We start from the raw sequence: 20,315 nt of genomic DNA on the forward strand, positions 1-20,315 counted from the left end.
TCAGGATTTCGAAGCGGCGAGTTTCGCCTCTTCTTCTTCGGCGACCGCGCTGCCGTTCAGGCGGCGGGTCCACACGGTGAGGATCTCGTCCGAGGTCCGCGGGGTGAAGAAGCTGACCAGCAGGTACACCGCGAGGCTGGAGCCGAGCCCCCAGTAGATCGGGCTGTTGGCCTCGACGCCGTCGACGAACATGAACGTGATGACCACGACGGTGCCGACGACCATCGACGCGAGCGCGCCCTGGCGCGTGCCGCGCTTCCACGCCAGCCCGCCGATGATCGCGACCAGCAGGCCGCCGACGAGGATGTCGTAGGCGATGGTCAGCGCGTTGACGACGTCGTCCACGACCATCGCGATGCCGATCGCGACGATACCGAGGATCAGCGTGGTGACCCGGTTCCTGCGGACTTCGTCGACGGCCTTCTTGAGACCCAGCTTGGAAAGCAGATCCGAGGTGCTGACCGTCGAGCAGGCGATGAGCGCGCCGCTCGCGGTCGACATCATCGCCGACAGCGCCGCCGCGAGCACCAGACCGCGGATCCCGGCGGGCAGCTGCTCCTCGACGATGGTCGCGAACGCGTCCTGCGCGCTGGCCAGCGTCGGGTAGAGCGTCTTGGCCGCGGTGCCGATCAGCGCGCCGGCGAGGCCGTAGACCAGGCAGTAGACGCCGGAGATGACGCCGCCGCCGGTGGCGATGCCCGGGGTCCTCGCGGTGAACACGCGCTGCCAGATGTCCTGGCCGATCAGCAGCCCGAAGCTGTAGATGAGGAAGTAGGTGAAGATCGTGTCGCCGCCGATGGCGGTCAGCTCGAAGTAGCTCTCGTCCAGCCGTGCGGCCATCCCGTCGAAACCGCCCGCCGAGACGATCGAGACCGGCAGCAGGATGAACAGGATGCCGATGGTCTTGATGACGAACTGGACGATGTCGGTCAGCGTGATCGACCACATGCCGCCGAGCACCGAGTAGAGCACCACGATCGACCCGCCGATGGCGATGCCGACCCAGCTCGGGACGTTGAAGAGGACCTTGAAGATGGTGGCGAACGCCAGCGTCGAGGTGACGGTCAGCATCAGCGTGTAGCCCCACATGACGACGCCGGAAATGGCGCTGGTGGAGCCGCCGTAGCGCAGGTCGAGCATCTCGCCGACGGTGTAGACGCGCAGTTTCACCAGCCGTCGCGCGAACAGCGTGTGCAGGACCAGGATGCCGACGCCGATCGCGATGACGAGCCAGGCGCCGGAGATGCCGTAGGTGTAGCCGAGCTTCACCCCGCCGACCGTCGAAGCGCCGCCGAGGACGACCGCGGACATCGTGCCCGAGTACATGAACCAGCCGAGGCGACGGCCCGCGACCAGATAGTCGGATTTGGTCTTGGCGAGCCTCAGCCCGAACCAGCCGACCCCGATCATGCCCGCTATGTAGAGCGCGATCACCGCGTAATCACCGGCCACGGTGTCCTCCTTGACTTGGGGCTGTTCGCTTCGTTCGGGTCACCGTAGGTTCGTTCGCACCTTGAACGACATGGGATGATCCGTCCAAGGTTGCCGTGAAATGAGGATGGAATGACCCAAACCCACGATCCGCTCGACTCGGATGTGAATGTCCCGTTACGGGCCGTGGTCGGCAACCCGGAACTGGCACTCGACCCGGTCGTGGAGACGGTGCGGCCGGGCGCGCTCGACGCCCCGGTGCGCTGGGCGCACGTCAGCGAGCTGCGGGACCCCGCGCCGTACCTGCTCGGGGCGGAACTGCTGCTCACCGCCGGGGTGAACCTGCCGCCGGAGCCGCCGGAGGTCGACCGCTACGTCCGGCGGCTGGCCGACAGCGGGATCTCCGCGCTGGGGTTCGGGCTGACCCCCGGCGCCTACGAGACGTTGCCGCCGTCGCTGCGGGCGGCCTGTGTCCGGTACGGCCTGCCCCTGCTGGTCGTCCAGCCGCGGACGCCGTTCCTGGCGATCAGCCGGGCGGTGTCGGTCGCGCTAGCCGAGGCCGGGCAGCGCGAACAACGGCGGATCGCGGTCGCGCGCGAGGCATTGACCAGGGCGGCCGGTGATGGGCTCGGCGAACTGGCGGGCGCGCTGGCCGGACGGTTGCGGGCGTGGGTGGCGCTGGTCGGCGTCGGCGACGTCCTCGCCGCCGACCACGGCGCGCCGTCGCCACTGCCCGACGAGGTCCGGGAACTGGTCGCCACGCTGCGGGCGGGCCGGGGGATCCGCAGCGCGACGACGGAACTGGCCGACGGCACGCACGTCGTCGCGCAACCGGTGTACCCGCAGGCGACGGCGTCGCATCTGGTCGTGGTCGGCCGGATCGCGCGGTTCGACGGCGCGGACCGCGCGATCCTGTCGGTCGGGGCGGCGCTGCTCGGGCTGGCGGGCCGCGCGGGTTCGGACGCGGCCGGGCTGGGCGCCACCGCCACCGCGTTGCTGCTGGGGGAGACCGGCGTGGCGGGCGGGGACGAACGCCGCCTGGTCGCCGGGATCGCCTACCGCCGTGGCCCCGCCGAGGCCGCCGCGCGCTACGACTGGCTGCGCGCCCGGCTCGACACTCCGCTCGTGCGACTGTCGCCGGGGCCGCGGTTCGACGCGATCGTCGGCGAGGCACCGGAGATCGGCGACCTCGACAGGCTTCGCGCCGACGGCTGGCTCGCGGTGGTGAGCTCACCCGTCCCGCCCGATCGGCTCCCCGACGCGGCCACCGAGGTGGAGTTGCTGCTGACCCGCGCCCGCGCGCTGGGGCGGCCCGTGGTGGCGGAAGTGGCGGGGGCCGGGCTGGACGCGCTGATCGCGCCGGACGCGGCGACCGGGTTCGCCGCCCAAGCGCTGGCGCCGCTGCGCGAACTCGACCGGAAAGGCGACCGCGAACTCGTCGAGACGCTGCGGACCTGGCTCGCGCACCACGGCGGCTGGGACCGGACGGCCGCCGAACTCGGCGTGCACCGCAACAGCGTCCGGCACCGGATCGGGCAGATCGAACGGGCGCTGGAAGTGGACCTGGCGGATCCGGAGATCCGGATGCGGCTGTGGTTCGCCTTGCGCTGGACCAGCGGTAAGTGAGTGACGGTGAACGCAAGTCCACGGTCTCCCCAAGGGCGTTCTACGCCCGACGGAGACTTCACCGTCGCGCGCCTTCTTTTGGCCGGAGGCCCACGGAAACATTTTGCAGGGCGCCTTCACTGTGAAGTGGGTCCTCTGTGGTCTGCGCCCTGCGGAATGTTTTCGTCAGCGCGCGACAGACCGATAAGGTCACTCTCAGGAATGTGTGGCAACGTAGGGTCGTGCGGATTCTGGTAGTCGAAGACGAAGAACCCCTCGCCGACGCGATCGCACGCGGCCTGCGGCGCGAGGGCATGGCGGTGGACATCGCGCTCACCGGTGACGACGGGCACGAGAAGGCCGCCGTCACCCGGTACGACGTCGTGTTGCTCGACCGCGACCTGCCCGGGATGTCCGGTGACGACCTGTGCCGCGAGATCGTCGCGTCCGGGGAGCTGACCCGCGTGCTGATGCTCACCGCGAGCAGTTCCGTTTCGGATCGCGTGGACGGCCTTTCCCTCGGCGCCGACGACTACCTCGCCAAGCCGTTCGCCTTCCCCGAACTCGTCGCGCGGGTGCGGGCACTGGGCCGCCGCGCGACCCCGGCCGCGCCGCCGCTGCTGACTTCGGGCGACGTCGAACTGGATCCCGCGAGGCGGACCGTCCGCCGCGCGAGCGGTCCGGTCGAGCTGACCCGCAAGGAGTTCGGCGTGCTGGAGGTGCTCCTGTCGGCCGCCGGTTCGGTGGTCAGCAGTGAGGAACTGCTCGAACGCGTGTGGGACGAGAACGCCGACCCGTTCACCACCACCGTCCGGGTCACCGTGATGACGTTGCGGAAGAAGCTGGGCGAGCCGGGGATCATCGAGACCGTCGTCGGCTCCGGCTACCGGGTGCCGGAGCAGGGGACCGCACGAGGGTGAACGCCCGCAGCCTGCGCGCGCGGGTCACGCTGCTCGCGACCGGGCTGGTGGCACTGGTCAGCCTCCTGTTGCTCTGGCTGACCTGGAATCTGGTCGGCGACGCGGTTTCCGCCGTTCCGCAGTTGCCGCCGGGCACCACGGTGCGGGTCGACGGGGTGGACGTCGACGCTTCCGCCGTCACCGAGCATTTGCGGGTGTACGCCCGGAACCGGGTGCTGCTGTTCGGCGCGGTCGCGTTCTGTTTCGTCGTGCTGGCGGCGGGGATCCTCGCGTGGACGTTCACCGCGCGGGTCCTGCAGCCGCTGCGGGAGATCACCGGTACGGCGCGACGGCTGTCGATCGAATCGATGGGGGAGCGGATCGGTGAGGTCCGCACCAAGGACGAACTCGCCGAACTGGCCGAGACCTTCGACGACATGCTCGACAGGCTTCAGGCCGCGTTCGACGCGCAGCGGCATTTCGTCGCGAACGCCAGTCACGAGCTGCGGACACCGCTCGCGGTCATCCGCACCGAACTCGACGTCACCCTGGCCGACGAGCAAGCCGACGAGGCCGAACTGCGGCGGATGGCGGGCGTGGTCCGCGACGCGACCGAACGGGCCGAGCGGCTGGTCGGTTCGCTGCTGCTGCTCGCGCGCACGGACGGCGCCGGACTGGTGGCCAGGGAACCGGTCGATCTCGCGGTGATCGTCGGGAGCGCCTGGCGCGCGGTGCGGGCGGAAGCGGAGAAACGCGGTATCCGCACCGAATTCGCGACGCCGGGCGCGCCGACGTTCGGCGATCCGGCACTGCTGGAACGGATCGCGGGCAACCTGCTGGAGAACGCCGTACGGCACAACGTCGAGGGCGGCTGGCTGGACGTCGTCACGCAGGCCGGTCCACAGTGGTCGGTGCTGCGGGTGCGGTCGTCCGGTGGTCTGCTCGACCCGGCCACGGTCCCCGAACTGTTCGAACCGTTCCGCCGCGCCGGCATCGCCAGGACCGCCCGCACCGGTGCCGGGCTGGGACTCTCGATCGTGCGGGCCGCCGTCCAGGCCCACGGGGGCATGGTGGCCGCGGAACCCGTTGTGGGCGGCGGTCTTTCGGTGACCGTCCACCTGCCCGCCCTGCCCTGACCGGTCGCGGGGGTTACGGTTCGAGGATGGTCCCCAGCATCAGGCTGAACAACGGAACGTCCCTTCCCCAGCTCGGGTTCGGGGTGTACAAGATCGGCGACGACGAGGTCGAGGGCGCGGTCCGCACCGCCATCGAGGCGGGTTACCGCGCCATCGACACGGCGACCCTGTACGCCAACGAACGCGGTGTCGGCGAGGCCGTCCGCACCAGCGGGCTGCCGCGCGAGGAACTGTTCGTCACCACGAAACTGTGGAACACCGAACACGGCCATGACGCCGCTCTGCGCGCTTTCGACACCAGTTTGAGCGAACTCGGACTCGAGTATGTCGACCTGTACCTGATCCACTGGCCGCTGCCGTCACAGGACAAGTACGTGGAAACGTGGCGGGCGCTGGAAAAGATCGCCTCCGACGGCCGGGCGAAGGCGATCGGCGTCTCGAACTTCCAGATCCCGCATCTGGAACGGCTGATCGAGGAGACCGGGACCGTCCCCGCGGTGAACCAGATCGAGTGCCACCCGTGGCTGCAGCAGCCGTTGCTCCGGAACTTCCACGAGAAGCACGAGATCGTCACCGAGGCGTGGGGTCCGCTGGCGCGCGGCGGCGACCTGCTCGCCGACGAGAAGATCACCACGATCGCGGAGAAACACGGCAAGACGCCAGCGCAGGTCGTCCTGCGCTGGCACATCGAGATGAACCATCTGGTGATCCCGAAATCCGTCACGCCGGAACGGATCAAGGCGAACATGGACGTCTTCGACTTCGCGCTCGACGCGCACGACGGCGCCGCGATCGCGACGCTGGAGCAGGGCAAGCGGCTGGGACCGGACCCGGACAAGCTGGGCGCGTAGCCCCGCAAGCAGGCCTCTAGTTGCGATCTGCCAGCGCCAGGCCCGCCCGAAGCACGCCTGCCGCGTGCAGTAGTGCCTGCCGTGCCGACGGGTCGACTCCCACCCTGCTGGCGAACCCGTGCAGCTGCCCGGGATGCCGCCGGTGGATCACCGGGACCCCGGCCTCGGCCAGTTTCCGAGCGTAGGCCTCGCCTTCGTCGCGCAGCGGGTCGAAGCCCGACGTCGCGATGTAGGTCGGCGGCAGGCCCGCGACGTCGTCGTACAGCACCGAAGCGCGCGGGTCGCGGTAGAGCGTCGCGTCCGAGAGGTAACGGTCGCGGTACCAAGCGCGTTCCTCGGTGTCCAGCCGGAAACCGAGTCCGAACAGCTCATGCGACGGATGGGTGCCGAACGCGTCGGTCACCGGGTTGAGCAGGAGGCTGAACGCGGGCCGCGCGATTTCGCCGCGGGCGCCCGCGTGCGCGACGACGGCGGCGAGGTTGCCGCCGGAACTGTCCCCGCCGACCGCGATCCGCGCCGGGTCGAGGCCGTAGTGGACGGCGTTCGCGTGCACGTGGGAGAAGGCGGCGAGGCCGTCCTCGACGGCGGCGGGGAACGGGTGTTCCGGAGCCAGCCGGTAGTCCACCGAGACCACGCGTATCCCGGCTTCCTCGGCGAGATAGCGGCAGGCGCCTTCGTGCGTTTCGATCCCGCCGAGCACGAATCCGCCGCCGTGGAAGAACATCAGCGCCGGACTCGGCGAAGCGGCCCCCTCCTGCTCATAGATCCGCATCCGCACCGGCCCGGCGGGGCCGGTGAACGAGTGGTCCGCGCTGCGGATGTCCCCGCCGATCCCCGCGCCCGCCAATTCCCCCGCCTGGTTCAGCTCCGCGCGTGCCTTTGCGACGCTCCCGTTGCGGTGCGGGTAGTCGAACGGCGCCAATCTGGACATTTTGATCAGCACCTGCGAACTGGTCGCCAGCCGTTGCCCGTCCAGGCGGACGGGACGGCCGGCGACCAGCCGCAGCAGAGGTTCCGGAAGACCGAGCAGGAACCGGAGGGCGGCCATGAGTGAACGCACGAGCAGTCGCCTGCTCAGGGAAAGCATGGCGGAACCCTACGCCTACCGGACGTCGACGAAGATCGGATTCCCGTAGAGCCACAGGTCTTCGAACGGATTCGACTGCCCGATCACGTCCGCGCTCGGCTCGATCCCGCCGGGCACGTGCTTCCTGCCGTCCGTCCCGCGCGTCCGCACGAAGAACGGCTCGCGCACGTTGCGGAAGGTGTGCCGGAACGCGACCCGCCGCCCCGGTGCCCACCGCGGTTCGAACGACCGCACCACCTTCGTGCCCGGCGCCGTCTGGGCGTCACGGTCGGTGGCAGGCCCGGTGACCGGCCCCGAGACGAGGTCCAGCCGCGCGAGCCGGGGGATCGTGCCGCCGCCGTTCGGCCGGGCCGCCAGCGTCGCCGAGACGACGACCGTGACGTCGTCCCCGCGCCGGACCCGCAGCCTGCCGCCCATCGTGGCCGAGTTCCACCCGCTGTACGCGCCGAATTCCAGCTCCTGCGCGAGCCCGCCGTGAACCACCCAGACGCGTCCCGCGCGCAGGCCTTCCAGTACGCCTTCGTGGCTCCGGCTCGTCACACCGACCACGGTCCGGCTGAATTCGGCGGGGGCGAAGTCCGCGTACGGGGGCAGAGTCTGCGGGACGCCGGTGTCGATCGGGTCCGGGTAGCCGCCGTGCTCGTCGTAGTAGCCGTCGGGAACGCCGGGCCGGACAAGGGTGTCGCCCCGGTTGTAGTGCGAGTCGGAGTTGCTGGTGATCCACCACGGCCTTCCCTCGGCCAGCAGTGAATCCCACAGCCCGCCGACGGTCGCGGTGCTCCAGTCGAACCCGCCGTAGGTCCGGTAGGCCGACTCCGGGAAACCCGGCCACGAGTTCGGACCGGGGGAGTTGCCGTATCCGCCGCGTGCTCCACCGCCGCTCCCGAGCGGCTTCGGGAAGCCGTCGGCCTGCGCTCCCGGCGCGCCTTCCATGCCGATGACGATGCCGGGCGCGGCGTCGCGCAGCGCCCGGATCTCGTGCGGGGCGACCCGGCCGTTGCGCAGCGGATGGTTGATCACCACCACCGGTGCGTGGATCCGGCGTGCCCGCTCTTCGGTGGCGAGCCAGCGGATCGCCTTGACCGCCAGTGCCTCGTTGTCCGGGGTGCCCGGTTCGGTCCCGGTCAGCCGCCAGTCGAAAGCGCGCTCGAACTCTCGCAGCTTCGCGGCCTGGTTCGCGCCCGCCTGGAAGAACAGTGTCGCGTGCTCGGCGCCCGGCACGTTCCACTCCATGCCCTGCCACAGCAGGAGATCGCGGTGCTCGCGCTGTGCCGCCCTGATCGCGGCGTTCGTGCGCTCCACCGACGACTTCTCGTGCGAGGCGTGACCGTGATCGGTGATCACCGCCCAGTCGGCCCCGTGCCGCCGGGCGCCGCCGGCGATTCCGTCCACTGTGTACATCGCGTCGTACGAGTACTGCGTGTGGATGTGGTGATCGCCCACCAGCCACCGGTAACGGTTCCGGCCGAAGAGCCTGCCGAGGTCGAGCTCGAGGCCGAGGTCCAGGTCGAGGGCTTCCGCCGGGGTGGTGGCGGCGAGCGGCGCGCCCGCGGCCGCGGCGGACACGAGGCCCGCGCGCTTGAGGAATCCGCGGCGGTCGACGCCCGGTTTTTCGCTGTTCACCGGCGGGACGCTAGAGAGCCTCGCTGAACGGGCGGTGTCCGGACGGCCAACGCCCGGCGCCGTGTGATGATCGTCGCTGTGGTGCGAAAGCCCGGCTCCCCGGAGGATGGCAGGGGAGCCGGGCCTCCCGGCTAGAAGTCCCGGTTCGCCGGAGTGACCCCGAAGTCGCGGTTGTCCACTCCGGTGATCCGGACGCTTCCGGTCTCGTCGCCGGTGATCCGGACGCTGTCGTCAGCGCCCGCCACACCCGCTCCGAGCATCAAGCCCAGAACCGCCGCGCCGGCCCCCAGGCCCACGCGCACGACGATCTTCTTCATCGGCTTTCCTCCCAGTTTTCAGTTCTTTCCCCAGTGCCTGGAGAACCAGGCGTAGGCCGAGTGTTCCGGAAAACGCAGAACGTCGCCACAAAACTCACGAAAAACGCAAAAAGCCACCGTCGGCGACCGAAAGATCGCCGACGGTGGCCCTTCGTGGAACCTCAGGAGAGCGGCACGCTCGCCACACCCGGCGCCAGGAACGGCTTGCCGTTGACCTTCTCGGACACCCCGGCCCGGTCCAGGTACGGCGTGATGCCGCCGAGCCAGAACGGCCAGCCGGCGCCGAGGATCAGGCACAGGTCGATGTCCTGCGCCTCGGCGACCACGCCCTCGTCGAGCATGATCCGGATCTCCTCGGCGATCGCGGCCAGCGCGCGATCACGCACCTGCTCGGACGTCGACGGCGAGTCGCCCCGCTGCCAGAGCTCGTCCACCTCGGGATCGACGGTGGCGTTGCCCTTGTCGTCCCACTGCCAGACGCCCTTCTTGCCCGCCTTGACGAAGCGGTCGAGGTTCTCGCTGACGGTGAACCGGTCCGGGAACGCCTCGTGCAGGGTTTCCCCGACGTGCAGGGCGATCGCCGGGCCGACCAGCTGCATGAGCGTCAGCGGCGTCATCGGCAGGCCCAGCGGTTCGAGCGCGGAGTCGGCGACCTGGAACGGCGTGCCCTCGTCCACGGTCACCAGCACCTCGCCGAGGAACCGCAGCAGCAGCCGGTTGACCACGAACGCGGACGCGTCCTTGACCAGCACGCTCGACTTCTTGAGCTGCTTGCCGAGCGCGAACGCGGTGGCCAGCGCGGCGTCGTCGGTCTTCTCCGCGCGGACGATCTCCAGCAGCGGCATCACCGCGACCGGGTTGAAGAAGTGGAACCCGACCACGCGTTCCGGGTGCTCGAGCCGCGAGGCCATCGCGGTGATCGACAGCGACGAGGTGTTCGTCGCCAGGATCGCCTCGGGGGAGACGTACTGCTCCAGGTCGGCGAACACCTGCTGCTTGACGCCCAGCTCCTCGAACACCGCCTCGATCACGAAGTCGGCGTCGGCGAACGCGGACTTGTCGAGCGAGCCGGAGACGAGCGCCTTCAGCCGGTTCGCGCCGTCCGGCGAAACCCGCTTCTTGGCCAGCAGCTTGTCGATCTCACCGTGCACATAGGACACACCCTTGTCGACCCGGTCCTGGTCGACGTCGGTGAGCACCACGGGCACCTTGAGACGGCGGACGAACAGCAGCGCCATCTGGCTGGCCATCAGGCCCGCGCCGACGATGCCGACCTTGTTCACCTTGCGCGCCAGCGACTTGTCCGGCGCACCGGCCGGTCGCTTCGCGCGCTTGTTGACCAGGTTGAACGAGTACAGCCCGGCGCGCAGCGTGTCGTCCATGAGCAGTTCGGCGAGCCCGTCGGTCTCGGCCGCGTAGCCGCGGTCGAGGTCGTTCTCGCGGGCCAGCTCCAGCAGCTCGACGGCCTTGGTCGCGCCGGGGGAAGCGCCCTTCGTGCGTCCGTCCACAATGGCCTTGGCGCGGGCGATCGCGGCGTCCCAGCCCGCGCCGCGGTCGATCTCGCGGCGGGCTGGGGTGATCTCGCCGTTGACGACCTTCGCCAGCCACAGCAGCGACTGCTCCAGGTAGTCGGCCGAGCCGAAGACCTCGTCGACGATGCCGAGTTCCGCCGCCTGCGCGACCTTCAGCATCTTGTTCTGTGCCAGCGCGTTCTCGATGATCACGGTGACCGCGGCGTCCGGCCCGATCAGGTTCGGCAGCAGCTGCGTGCCGCCCCAGCCCGGGAACAGGCCGAGGAAGACCTCGGGGAACGCGATCGCGGGGGTGTTCTCGGAAAGCGTGCGGTAGTGGCAGGAGAGCGCGAGTTCGAGCCCGCCGCCCATCACCGCGCCGTTGATGAACCCGAAGGTCGGGATCTCGGTTTCGGTGAGACGGCGGAAGACGTCGTGCCCGGTCTGCGCGATCTCCCGCGCCAGCGCCGGATCCGCGACCGCTTCGACACCGGAAAGGTCGGCGCCGACGGCGAAGATGAACGGTTTGCCGATGACCGCGATCGCGGCGGGTTCGGCGGCGAAGGCGGTGTCGATCGCGGCGTTCAGGCTCACCAGGCCCTGCGGGCCGAAGGTGTTCGGCCGGGTGTGGTCGTGCCCGTTGTCCAGCGTGATCAGCGCGACCGGCTTGGACAGGCCGGGCACCTTCACCAACCGCGTGACGGCGTTGGTGACGACCTCGTCGGGGAAAGCGGCTTTCGCTTGCTCAGCGGTGAAAGTCATTTACTTCGCCCCCTCGAACGCCGGGTTCTCCCAGATCACGGTGCCGCCCATGCCGATGCCGATGCACATGGTGGTCAGGCCGTAACGCACGTCGGGGCGCTCGGCGAACTGACGCGAAAGCTGCGTCATCAACCGGACACCGGACGACGCGAGCGGGTGACCACAGGCGATCGCGCCGCCCCACTGGTTGACGCGCGGATCGTCGTCGGCGATGCCGAAGTGGTCGAGGAAGGCGAGGACCTGGACGGCGAACGCCTCGTTGATCTCGAACAGGCCGATGTCGTCGATCGACAGGCCGGTGCGCTTGAACAGCTTCTCGGTGGCGGGCACCGGGCCGATGCCCATGACCTCCGGCTCGACGCCGGCGAAGGAGTAGCCGACGAGCCGCATGCCGATCGGCAGGCCGAGTTCGCGGGCGGTGTCCTCGTCGGCGAGCAGCGCGGCGGTGGCGCCGTCGTTGAGACCGGCCGCGTTGCCCGCGGTGATCCGGCCGTGCGGGCGGAACGGCGTCTTCAGCCCGGCGAGTGTCTCGAGCGTGGTGCCGGGGCGCGGCGGCTCGTCTTCGGTCGCGAGGCCCCAGCCCAGTTCCTTCGAACGGGTGGCGACCGGGACCAGCTCGGGGCCGATCTTGCCGGTCTTCACCGCTTCGGCGTACTTCTCCTGGCTGCGCGCGGCGAAGGCGTCGGTGCGCTGCTTGGTGATCGCCGGGAACCGGTCGTGCAGGTTCTCCGCGGTCTGGCCCATCACCAGCGCCGTCGGGTCGACGAGCTTGTCGGCGATGATGCGCGGGTTCGGGTCGACGCCCTCGCCCATCGGGTGGCGGCCCATGTGCTCGACGCCGCCGGCGATCGCGATGTCGTAGGCGCCGAAGCCGATCCCGCTCGCGGTGGTGGTGACCGCGGTCATCGCGCCCGCGCACATGCGGTCCAGCGCGAAACCGGGCACCGATTTCGGCAGGCCCGCCAGCAGCGCGGCGGTGCGGCCGATCGTCAGGCCCTGGTCCCCGATCTGGGTGGTGGCGGCGATCGCCACCTCGTCGACGCGCTCGGGCGGCAGTTCGGGATGCCGCCGCAACAGTTCGCGGATGGCGTTGACGACGAGGTCGTCGGCACGGGTGCCGGCGTACATGCCCTTGTCACCGGCCTTGCCGAAGGGCGTTCGCACCCCTTCGACGAAGGCGACATTGCGTACCGACCGCGCGTTCGGCGCGAGCGGTGTTGCTCCTGCGGCCACGAATGCTCCTGAAGTAGAGGTAGTCCTGACCGCACCCTAGCCCCGGTTACCCGTCGGTAACCAGGATGGTGGCCCGGTCGAGTGGGGGAAGGCACACTCCCGGGTCACCCGCCTCGGCCGCTTGGCCGATCCGGGAGCGGTCGGGAAATTGCTATGTTCGAAGTGATCAGGGGGAGGGATCACGATGACTACGCCGGGTCCGGCCGTCACCCGTCGTGCGCTTCTGGGGATGGCGGTCCTCGTGCCGCTGGCCGCCTGCACTCGCGGAACCGCGCCCGCGCGGTCGTCGGTCCCTCCGCCGCCTCCGCCACCGCCGCCCTCAAGCAGCCGTCAGTTCCACGACCGGTTGATGGAGCTGGAGAAGAAGTCCGGCGTGCACGCGGTCGGGGCACCGTGGCCGTGAATGGCGATTCGTGCCTGTCACGCGGGACTGTGTGGATTTCCGGTCATCCAACGCATCGAAATCCACATGGTCGGCGTCCTGCCTTGTTTCTCCCTAGTTGCCGGTCGCGCTGGGGAGCAGGGCCGGACAGCCGCCGGTGACCCAGGCCGGGTCGTACTCGAAATGCCACTTCTCGTTGTCGTAGCGGCGGCACCAGCCGAGCGCGCCGCCGTTCTTGTCCACCCACGAGGCCGAATTCAGCGGCTGGATGTCGACGGCGATTCCCTTGACGTGCATGGACGTCTCCGGCTGCAGTGCCCACTTCTTGGCCTGCTCCACGGACCCGAACCGCTCGACGGCCTTGTCGAATTCGCGCTGCTGCTGGGCCCGGCTGCGCTTGCCGTCGTTCACGCAGAGCGTGACGTTCTGTGCTTTGGCCTTGGTGCGCAGGGCGTTCCACGCGTCGATCACGTCCGGGCGCATGCCGAAGGTGTCCTCGTCGACATAACGCTTGTCGACGGCGCACGTCGGGCCGCTCTCGGGGCCGGGGACCTCTTCGAGGACCGCGAGTGCCTTCCCGGCGATCGGTTTGACGGCCACGCCGGTGGCTCCGAGTGCCACCATCGCGACCCCGACGAGCCCCAGCGCCGCGAATACGCTGATCGCGGTCCTGCGGCTGGATATCACTGTGGTGGGCACCACCCCGAAGTTACCTCTCGACCGGTGGGCCGCCAGGGTTTGTGACCTTCTTCCCAGAATGGCGCGGCAGGCCAACCAAACCGGAAAACGCCTGGTGAGCGCGGGGCCTCGTGAGTGGTAAGGACGGTTCTAACCGTCCTTACCACTCACGAGGTGACTCAACGGCTCAAGTACCCGAGCCACCCGCCGTACGACGTGATGTCCTCGGCGCCCTCCACGGCCAAGGGCTCACAGACGAACCCGGACACCTCGCTCCCGTCGGCCAGCCGCACCTTGCCGATCGCCAGCGGCGCGGGAACGCCGGCGACGAACTCCCCGAACCCCGCGAGCGGCAGGTCCCAGACCTCCGCCTCGATCGGCGCGCCCTCCGAGGCGACCCGGACGAGACCGGGTTTGGGCGGCACGGTGTCCAGCGCGAAGAACCGGTACTCGGCCGCCGTCGGTCCCGCCGAGACGAACCGCCCGCCCCGCGAGGTCAGTTCGTGGTTCAGCGGCTGCCCGCGCAGGTGGGCGCCGACGACGGCGATCCGCGTCCGCCGCGGCACCAGGCGGGCGACGTCGGCGAGGATCCGGTCGGCGTACGCGGGCCCGACCAGCATCACCCCGAACGGCAGCCCGCCGACGGTTCCGCCGGGCACGGCCAATGACGAAAGGCCCAGCAGATTCGTCGAGTTCGTGAACCGGCCCAGCCGGGCGTTCACGCCCAGCGGGTCGGCTTCGACGTCGGCGATCGTCGGGTGTTCCGTCGTCGTGGGCAGCAACAGGCAGTCCACAGTGGACAGAACCGCCGATGCCTCTCGCGAAAGGCCGTCGAGCGTCGCGAGGTCGCCGAACAACCGGTGGGCCGGGATGTCCTTGGCCGCGCCGATGATCTGCCGTACAGCCGGATCGACCACGTCCGGGTGCGCGTCGAGGAACTCGCCGACCGCCGAGTACCGCTCGGCCACGAACGCGCCTTCGTACAGCAGGCGCGCCGCGGCCAGGAACGCCGATATGTCGACAGTGACGAGCTCGGCGCCCGCGTCACGGTACGACTCGGCCGCGGCGGTGAACGCCTCCGCCCAGCCGTCCTGGAGCGGGCCCGGCGCGTCCGGTACGCCGATCCGGAACGGCCGGTGGACGACCGGGAGGTCCCGGGGCTCGCTCAGGCAGGCGAACGCCGCCGTCGCCTCGTCGACCGTCCGCGCGAACACGGTCACGCAGTCGATGCTCGCGCACGCGGGCACGACACCGGTCGTCGGAAGCAGTCCCCGCGTCGGTTTCAACCCGACGATCCCGTTGTACGCCGCCGGGACCCGGCCGGATCCGGCGGTGTCGGTGCCCAGCGCGACATCCGCGATCCCGAGCGCCACCGCGACCGCCGAACCCGAACTCGATCCGCCCGACACGTACGCCGGGTCGATCGCGTTCCGGACCGCGCCGTGCGGACTGCGCGTGCCGGCCAGCCCGGTCGCGAACTGGTCCAGATTGGTCGTGCCCAGGATCAGCGCCCCGGCCGCGCGCAGCCGCGCCACCACCGGCGCGTCCTCGTCCGGCCGGTAGGCGAACTCGGGGCAGGCCGCCGTCGTCGGCAGCCCGGCGACGTCGATGTTGCCCTTGACCGCCGCGAGTTTCCCGTACAGCGGCAAGGGTTCCCCCGCCGCGCGACGGGCTTCCAGGCTCTCCGCGTCGGCGAGCACGTCCGCCTCGGGACGCAGGTCGATCCAGATCTCGGGCCGGTCGACCCGGGCGATCCGGTGGTACGCGGCACGCACCCGCTCCCGCACGCTCATCCCGCGCTCCTTCCCAGTACCACCAGCGGCGTGCCGGGGGCGACCTGATCGCCGGGGGAGACGAGCACCTCGACGACCTCCCCCGCGGCGGGCGCGGGGATCCGCGCCTCGGTCTTCATCGCTTCGAGGATCACCAGCGTCTCCGCCGGGCCGACCGTCTTGCCCGGCTCGACGTCCACGCGCCACACAGTCGCGGCGAACGGCGCTTCGACGACGTGGCCACCGGGCGGGGCCTCGACCTTCGTGGTCGGGACCTTCGCGCCTGCAGGTTCCGGACGAGGGTCGAATTCGCCCGCGGCCGCCCAAGCCTGCCGCTCCGCCTCGAACGCCGAGCTCTGCTTCGCCCGGAACTCGGCGATGTCGGCGGCGTTGTCGGCCAGGAAACGCTCGTGGTCGGCCAGCGCGAACTCGCCGTCGGTGATGTCGAGTTCCAGGTCCCCCGCCGAGCTGGAGGCCCGCAGGTCCAGCAGTTCTTCGGCGGACACGGGATACCACGAGATCCGGTCGAAGAACCGCAGCAGCCACGGTGAACCCGGTTCGAACGAACCCCGCTGCCGCCAGCCGCTCCACACCTGCGTGGTCCGCCCGACGAACTGGTAGCCGCCGGGGCCCTCCATCCCGTAGATGCACAGGTACGAGCCGCCGATGCCGACCGAGTTCTCCGCGGTCCAGGTGCGCGCCGGGTTGTACTTCGTGGTGACCAGCCGGTGCCGCGGATCCAGCGGGGTGGCCACCGGCGCGCCGAGATAGACGTCGCCGAGGCCCAGCACGAGGTACTCCGCGTCGAACACCGTCCGGTAGACGTCGTCCACACTGGACAGGCCGTTGACCCGCCGGATGAACTCGATGTTCCACGGGCACCACGGCGCGTCGTCGCGGACACCCGCCATGTACCGCTCGATCGCCTCGCGGGTCGCCGGATCGTCCCAGGACAACGGCAGCCGCACGGTCCGGCTCGGCACCACGAGATCGGCGGTGCGCGGCAGATCGTGCTCCACCTCCTGGACGAGGCCGAGCAGTTTCGACACCGGCAGCACGTCCGGATCGACGTGGACCTGCAGCGAGCGGATGCCCGGTGTCAGGTCGACGACACCGTCGAGTCCTTCCGCACCCAGCCTGTCGGCGAGGGCGTGGACCCGCATCCGCAGGGCCAGGTCGAGTTTCATCGGCCCGTACTCGATCAGCAGGTTGTCGTCGCCGCTGCGCCGGTAGGTGACCTCGGGATTCTCGTCCGAAGTGGACAGACGGCCGAAGATGCCGCCGTCGTCGATCGGCGTCCGGCTCGCCTCGACCGCCGAGGCCGGGGTCTCCCGGAGCGACATCGCGTGCTCGATGGTGATCGGCACGAACCGCACGGTGTCACCCGGCCGCAGCTGGCCGAGCTTCCAGCGCTGCCCGGTCACCACGGTCGCCGGGCAGACGAAACCGCCGAGGCTCGGCCCGTCCGGGCCCAGCAGGATCGGCAGGTCGCCGGTGTAGTCGACGGCACCGATCGCGTACGGCGTGTCGTGGATGTTCGACGGGTGCAGTCCCGCCTCGCCGCCGTCCTCCCGCGCCCATCGTGGCCGGGGCCCGACGAGCCGGACGCCGGTCCTCGCGGAGTTGAAGTGCACCTCCCAGTCGGTGGCGTAGAACGTTTCGACGTCGTCCGGGGTGAAGAACTCCGGTGCCGCGTGCGGTCCCTCGGACGCGCCGATCTCCCAGTGCGTCGAGAAGACCGGGCGCTCGGCCTCGGGGACAGCGCCGGCTACGGCGTTCTCCGGAACCGGCCCGGGGGAGAGGACGTCGCCGGTCGCCAGCGCGCGGCCGCCGTGCCCGCCGAACCCGCCCAGGGTGAACGTCGCCGCGCTGCCCAGGAAGTCCGGCACGTCGATCCCGCCGCGGACGAGGACGTACGCGCGGAGCCCGGCGGTGCCGGTGCCGACGTCGAGGACGCCGCCCGCGGGGACCTCGACCGGCGCCCACTGGGGAACGGGCTCGCCGTCGAGGGTCACCGGGGACGGGGATCCCGTGACGCAAACGATTGCGTCGTCGGTGAACCGCAGGGAGACACCGTCCACAGTGCACTCGAGGCCGGGTGTCCCCTCGGGATTGCCCAGCGCGCGGTTGCCCAGCCGCAGCGACAGATCGTCCATCGGCCCGTTCGGCGGGACACCCACGTGCCAGAACCCCAGCCGTCCCGGCCAGTCCTGCACGGTGGTCATCGTGCCGCCGCGCAGGACCTCGATCCGCGGTTCGGGATCGGTGATCGTGTCGAGGGTCGAGGTGTCGTGCGTGACCTCCCGGAGCCGGGCGTCGGCGGCGGCCGCGCGCAGCTGCCCGAGGTTCGTGCGGACGCCGTCCACCCGGCTTTCCCCGAGCGCCGTGCCCAGCGCGGCCAGTGCCCCCGCCCGGTCCTGGCCGACGGTGATCACCTTGGCGAGCAGGGGGTCGTAGTGCGTCGTCACCTTGGTGCCCGCCTCGACCCAGGTGTCGACCCTGACGTCGGCGGGGAAGTCGGCGCGGGTCAGCAGACCCGCGCTCGGCCGGTGCCCGGCGGCCGGATCCTCGGCGTAGACCCGGGCTTCGACCGCGTGCCCGCGCGGTTCCGGCGCGGTGGCGAACATCCCGGTGTCCCCGTCGGCGAGCCGGAGCATCCATGCGACGAGGTCGATCCCGTAGACCGCCTCGGTGACCGGGTGCTCGACCTGCAGCCGCGTGTTCACTTCGAGGAACGCGGCCTCTTCCCGGTCCGGGTCGTAGATGAACTCGACCGTGCCGGCCGACCGGTAGCGCACCGACGCGCAGAGGCCGACGGCCGCCGAGACCAGCTTGTCGCGCACCGCTTCGGAAAGACCCGGCGCGGGGCACTCTTCGAGCACCTTCTGGTTGCGCCGCTGCAGGGTGCAGTCCCGCGTGCCCAGCGCCAGCACCTCACCCGCGCCGTCGCCGAACACCTGGACCTCGACGTGCCGCGCGCGGGTCACCAGGCGTTCGAGGAACACGCCCGACGTCGAGAAGCTCTTGGCCACGATGCTGCGCACCGCGTCCCAGGCTTCCCGCAGTTCTCCGGCCGAAGCGCAGGCGCGCATGCCGATCCCGCCGCCACCGCCGGTGGCCTTGAGCATCACCGGGTAGCCGATTTCGGCTGCCGCGGCCTCGGCGTCGGCGAGTGTCTCCAGCAAGCCGGTGCCCGGCAGGAGCGGGACGCCCGCCTCGACCGCCTTCGCCCGGGCTGTGTGCTTGCTGCCGAAGACTTCGAGCTGGTCCGCGGTGGGACCGGCGAACCGGATCCCCGCCGCTTCCGCCGTCCGGGCGAAAGCGGTGTCCTCGGACAGGAATCCGTAGCCGGGGTGGATGGCGTCCGCCCCGGTCTTCAATGCGGCTTCGATGATCGCGTCGCCGAGGAGATAGCTCTCCCTGGCGGGCGCGGGGCCCAGTCGGATGGCCTCATCGGCGAGTCGTACGTGTGCGGCGGTGCGGTCCGCGTCGGAGTAGACGGCGACCGTCGCGATGCCCATCTCCTTGGCGGTCCGGATGATCCGGACCGCGATTTCCCCCCGGTTGGCGACGAGCAGTTTCACGCGTCACCGCCGGTGACGATCATTCTGACCGGAGTCGGGTCGAACCCGTTGCACGGGTTGTTGATCTGCGGGCAGTTCGACACCAGCACCAGGACGTCGGTCTCGGCGCGCAGCCGGACCTCCATGCCGGGCCCGGAAATGCCGTCGACGATGCCGAGTGTGCCGTCCTGCTCGACCGGCACGTTCATGTACCAGTTGACGTTGCCGACCAGGTCCCGTTTGCCCAGGCCCCATTTCGCGCCTTCGGTCAGGAAGTTCTCGACGCAGGCGTGCTGGTACCGCGTGTGCTGGCCGTAGCGGAGGCTGTTCGATTCCTTGCTGCAGGCGCCGCCGATCGTGTCGTGCCGTCCGCAGGTGTCCCCGACGACGGTGAGCAGCGGAGTGCCCTCGCCGGTGCGCAGCACGCTGCCGGTGGTGAGGAAGATGTTGCGCTGTGCGGAGATCGTGGCGGCGGCGCTGTAGCGCTTGGCCGTGTCGGCGGCGTCGTAGCAGAGGAAGTCGACGGCCTGGTTGCCGCCGAGATCGATGATCGCGAGTGTCTCGCCTCTGCGGAGCACGGTGGAGTACGGGGCGCGCGCGGCGACCTCGGTGTCGGAGACGATCGTCGTGGTCATGCGATCCCCCTGGCGGTCAGGTAGTCGGCGGTGTTCTCGAAGGCGCGCTGTGCCTCGGGTGAAGCGGTCCATTCAGGACTGTCCGGTGTGGACGGTTCGCTGCGCTGGGCGAAGACGCGCAGCGGGGTGACCGTGTAGTCCGGGCGCGGGTCGAGCGGATGCGCGACGTTGGCGATCAGGACGACGACCGGGAGCTCGGTCCGCAGGACCACGGATTTGCCGGGGCCGGACGAGCCTTCGAAGGTCAGGCCGCCGTCCGCCTCCACGTGGACGCCCTGGAAGAAGGACAGGCTCGGTGGCAGATCGCGCGGGGTCAGGCCGTGCTTCGCGGCGGCCAGCGTGAACAGCGCGTTCCCCGAAGGCGAATCGCCCTGCGGGCTTCCGTCGCCGTAGCGTTCGGCGTTGCCGTCCACAGTGGACGTACCGCAGAGGGCGTCGTGCTTGCCGCTCTCGTCGGTGACGACGGTCGCGAGGACCCGAGCCTGATCCGACAGCAGCGCGATCGCCTCGCCGAGGTACGCGTTCCACTGGACCTTCACCGTGTCCGCGACGTTCAGCCGTTCCCACGGCTGGTCGGCGTTGAACAGCAGCAGATGCGCGCAGGCGTCGCCCTCGAGGTCGGTCAGCCGCAGTTCGGTGCCGCGGGCGAGGACCTTGTGGGTGTAGCCGCCGCCGGCGACGGTCTCGGCCCAGACGAGCTTCGCCGGGTCGATCCCGGCGGGCGGGTCCGGCCAGGTGGCCGCGGGGATGGCGGGCATCGTGTCGGTCACCGTGCCCGCTTGGGCACGCGCGTGGTCGCGAGCGCCGTACGTGGTCGATGTCGTGCTCAT

At 70.4% G+C, this 20,315-nt stretch carries 16 protein-coding genes; 5 read left to right on the forward strand and 11 right to left on the reverse strand.

Annotated elements, in window-relative coordinates; genetic code table 11:
- Positions 1-1,452: a sodium:solute symporter gene (locus ACLJRM_RS00835; RefSeq protein ID WP_101606626.1), complete on the reverse strand. Its 1,452-nt coding sequence runs from the start codon at positions 1,450-1,452 to the stop codon at positions 1-3.
- Between the two features lie 111 nt (positions 1,453-1,563).
- Here ACLJRM_RS00835 and ACLJRM_RS00840 point away from each other — a divergent pair, with 111 nt between their 5' ends.
- The 4 genes from ACLJRM_RS00840 to ACLJRM_RS00855 all read left to right on the forward strand — a co-directional run bounded on the left by ACLJRM_RS00840 (position 1,564) and on the right by ACLJRM_RS00855 (position 5,922).
- Positions 1,564-3,057, forward strand: a complete 1,494-nt coding sequence (locus ACLJRM_RS00840; protein ID WP_410661908.1) for a PucR family transcriptional regulator — start codon at positions 1,564-1,566, stop codon at positions 3,055-3,057.
- Positions 3,058-3,278: 221 nt separating this feature from the next.
- Positions 3,279-3,956 (forward strand): response regulator transcription factor, encoded by a 678-nt coding sequence (locus ACLJRM_RS00845; RefSeq protein WP_007033550.1) that lies wholly within the window; start codon positions 3,279-3,281, stop codon positions 3,954-3,956.
- The gene (locus ACLJRM_RS00850) at positions 3,953-5,071 is read left to right on the forward strand and encodes a sensor histidine kinase (RefSeq protein ID WP_101606628.1); all 1,119 of its coding nucleotides are present in this window, start codon (positions 3,953-3,955) and stop codon (positions 5,069-5,071) included. Before ACLJRM_RS00845 ends, ACLJRM_RS00850 begins: the two co-directional genes overlap by 4 nt.
- Before the next feature lie 26 nt (positions 5,072-5,097).
- Positions 5,098-5,922 carry an aldo/keto reductase gene (locus ACLJRM_RS00855; RefSeq protein ID WP_410661909.1) on the forward strand — a complete coding sequence of 275 codons (825 nt, stop codon included), beginning with the start codon at positions 5,098-5,100 and terminating at the stop codon, positions 5,920-5,922.
- A gap of 16 nt (positions 5,923-5,938) precedes the next feature.
- On the opposite strand, the gene ACLJRM_RS00860 is transcribed toward ACLJRM_RS00855, so the two are convergent.
- From ACLJRM_RS00860 to ACLJRM_RS00880, 5 genes are all read right to left on the reverse strand, one after another.
- Entirely contained in the window at positions 5,939-7,009 is a 1,071-nt protein-coding gene (locus ACLJRM_RS00860) for an alpha/beta hydrolase (RefSeq protein ID WP_101606630.1), read from the reverse strand.
- 15 nt (positions 7,010-7,024) lie between these two features.
- Entirely contained in the window at positions 7,025-8,632 is a 1,608-nt protein-coding gene (locus tag ACLJRM_RS00865) for a twin-arginine translocation signal domain-containing protein (RefSeq protein WP_410661910.1), read from the reverse strand.
- 131 nt (positions 8,633-8,763) lie between these two features.
- Positions 8,764-8,949: a hypothetical protein gene (locus ACLJRM_RS00870; protein ID WP_101606632.1), complete on the reverse strand. Its 186-nt coding sequence runs from the start codon at positions 8,947-8,949 to the stop codon at positions 8,764-8,766.
- Between the two features lie 161 nt (positions 8,950-9,110).
- A complete protein-coding gene (locus tag ACLJRM_RS00875) occupies positions 9,111-11,222 on the reverse strand; it encodes a 3-hydroxyacyl-CoA dehydrogenase NAD-binding domain-containing protein (protein ID WP_410661911.1) in 2,112 nt (703 codons plus the stop codon).
- The gene (locus ACLJRM_RS00880; RefSeq protein ID WP_410602035.1) at positions 11,223-12,455 is read right to left on the reverse strand and encodes a thiolase family protein; all 1,233 of its coding nucleotides are present in this window, start codon (positions 12,453-12,455) and stop codon (positions 11,223-11,225) included.
- 184 nt (positions 12,456-12,639) lie between these two features.
- Here ACLJRM_RS00880 and ACLJRM_RS00885 point away from each other — a divergent pair, with 184 nt between their 5' ends.
- The gene (locus ACLJRM_RS00885) at positions 12,640-12,858 is read left to right on the forward strand and encodes a hypothetical protein (RefSeq protein WP_410661912.1); all 219 of its coding nucleotides are present in this window, start codon (positions 12,640-12,642) and stop codon (positions 12,856-12,858) included.
- Between the two features lie 93 nt (positions 12,859-12,951).
- On the opposite strand, the gene ACLJRM_RS00890 is transcribed toward ACLJRM_RS00885, so the two are convergent.
- The 5 genes from ACLJRM_RS00890 to ACLJRM_RS00910 form a co-directional block, all read right to left on the reverse strand.
- Positions 12,952-13,539 (reverse strand): D-alanyl-D-alanine carboxypeptidase family protein, encoded by a 588-nt coding sequence (locus ACLJRM_RS00890; RefSeq protein ID WP_410661913.1) that lies wholly within the window; start codon positions 13,537-13,539, stop codon positions 12,952-12,954.
- 155 nt (positions 13,540-13,694) lie between these two features.
- Positions 13,695-15,308, reverse strand: a complete 1,614-nt coding sequence (locus ACLJRM_RS00895; RefSeq protein ID WP_410661914.1) for an allophanate hydrolase — start codon at positions 15,306-15,308, stop codon at positions 13,695-13,697.
- The gene (gene uca, locus ACLJRM_RS00900) at positions 15,305-18,871 is read right to left on the reverse strand and encodes an urea carboxylase (RefSeq protein ID WP_410661915.1); all 3,567 of its coding nucleotides are present in this window, start codon (positions 18,869-18,871) and stop codon (positions 15,305-15,307) included. The genes ACLJRM_RS00895 and uca overlap by 4 nt, the downstream gene beginning before the upstream one ends.
- Positions 18,868-19,485, reverse strand: coding sequence for an urea amidolyase associated protein UAAP2 (locus tag ACLJRM_RS00905; RefSeq protein ID WP_101606638.1), 618 nt, complete (start codon positions 19,483-19,485; stop codon positions 18,868-18,870). Before ACLJRM_RS00905 ends, uca begins: the two co-directional genes overlap by 4 nt.
- On the reverse strand, positions 19,482-20,315 hold the full coding sequence (locus ACLJRM_RS00910) for an urea amidolyase associated protein UAAP1 (protein ID WP_410661916.1): 834 nt from the start codon (positions 20,313-20,315) through the stop codon (positions 19,482-19,484). The genes ACLJRM_RS00905 and ACLJRM_RS00910 overlap by 4 nt, the downstream gene beginning before the upstream one ends.

The sequence above is a fragment of the Amycolatopsis sp. lyj-84 genome, assembly GCF_046549075.1.
GTDB lineage: Bacteria > Actinomycetota > Actinomycetes > Mycobacteriales > Pseudonocardiaceae > Amycolatopsis.

Excerpts from the sequence above, each read along its gene's own strand:
- ACLJRM_RS00840 (WP_410661908.1), top strand. The coding sequence starts at position 1,564 with ATGACCCAAACCCACGATCCGCTCGACTCGGATGTGAATGTCCCGTTA.
- ACLJRM_RS00855 (WP_410661909.1), top strand. The coding sequence starts at position 5,098 with ATGGTCCCCAGCATCAGGCTGAACAACGGAACGTCCCTTCCCCAGCTC.
- ACLJRM_RS00860 (WP_101606630.1), bottom strand. The coding sequence starts at position 7,009 with ATGCTTTCCCTGAGCAGGCGACTGCTCGTGCGTTCACTCATGGCCGCC.
- ACLJRM_RS00870 (WP_101606632.1), bottom strand. The coding sequence starts at position 8,949 with ATGAAGAAGATCGTCGTGCGCGTGGGCCTGGGGGCCGGCGCGGCGGTT.
- ACLJRM_RS00875 (WP_410661911.1), bottom strand. The coding sequence starts at position 11,222 with ATGACTTTCACCGCTGAGCAAGCGAAAGCCGCTTTCCCCGACGAGGTC.
- ACLJRM_RS00885 (WP_410661912.1), top strand. The coding sequence starts at position 12,640 with ATGACTACGCCGGGTCCGGCCGTCACCCGTCGTGCGCTTCTGGGGATG.
- ACLJRM_RS00895 (WP_410661914.1), bottom strand. The coding sequence starts at position 15,308 with ATGAGCGTGCGGGAGCGGGTGCGTGCCGCGTACCACCGGATCGCCCGG.
- ACLJRM_RS00905 (WP_101606638.1), bottom strand. The coding sequence starts at position 19,485 with ATGACCACGACGATCGTCTCCGACACCGAGGTCGCCGCGCGCGCCCCG.
- ACLJRM_RS00910 (WP_410661916.1), bottom strand. The coding sequence starts at position 20,315 with ATGAGCACGACATCGACCACGTACGGCGCTCGCGACCACGCGCGTGCC.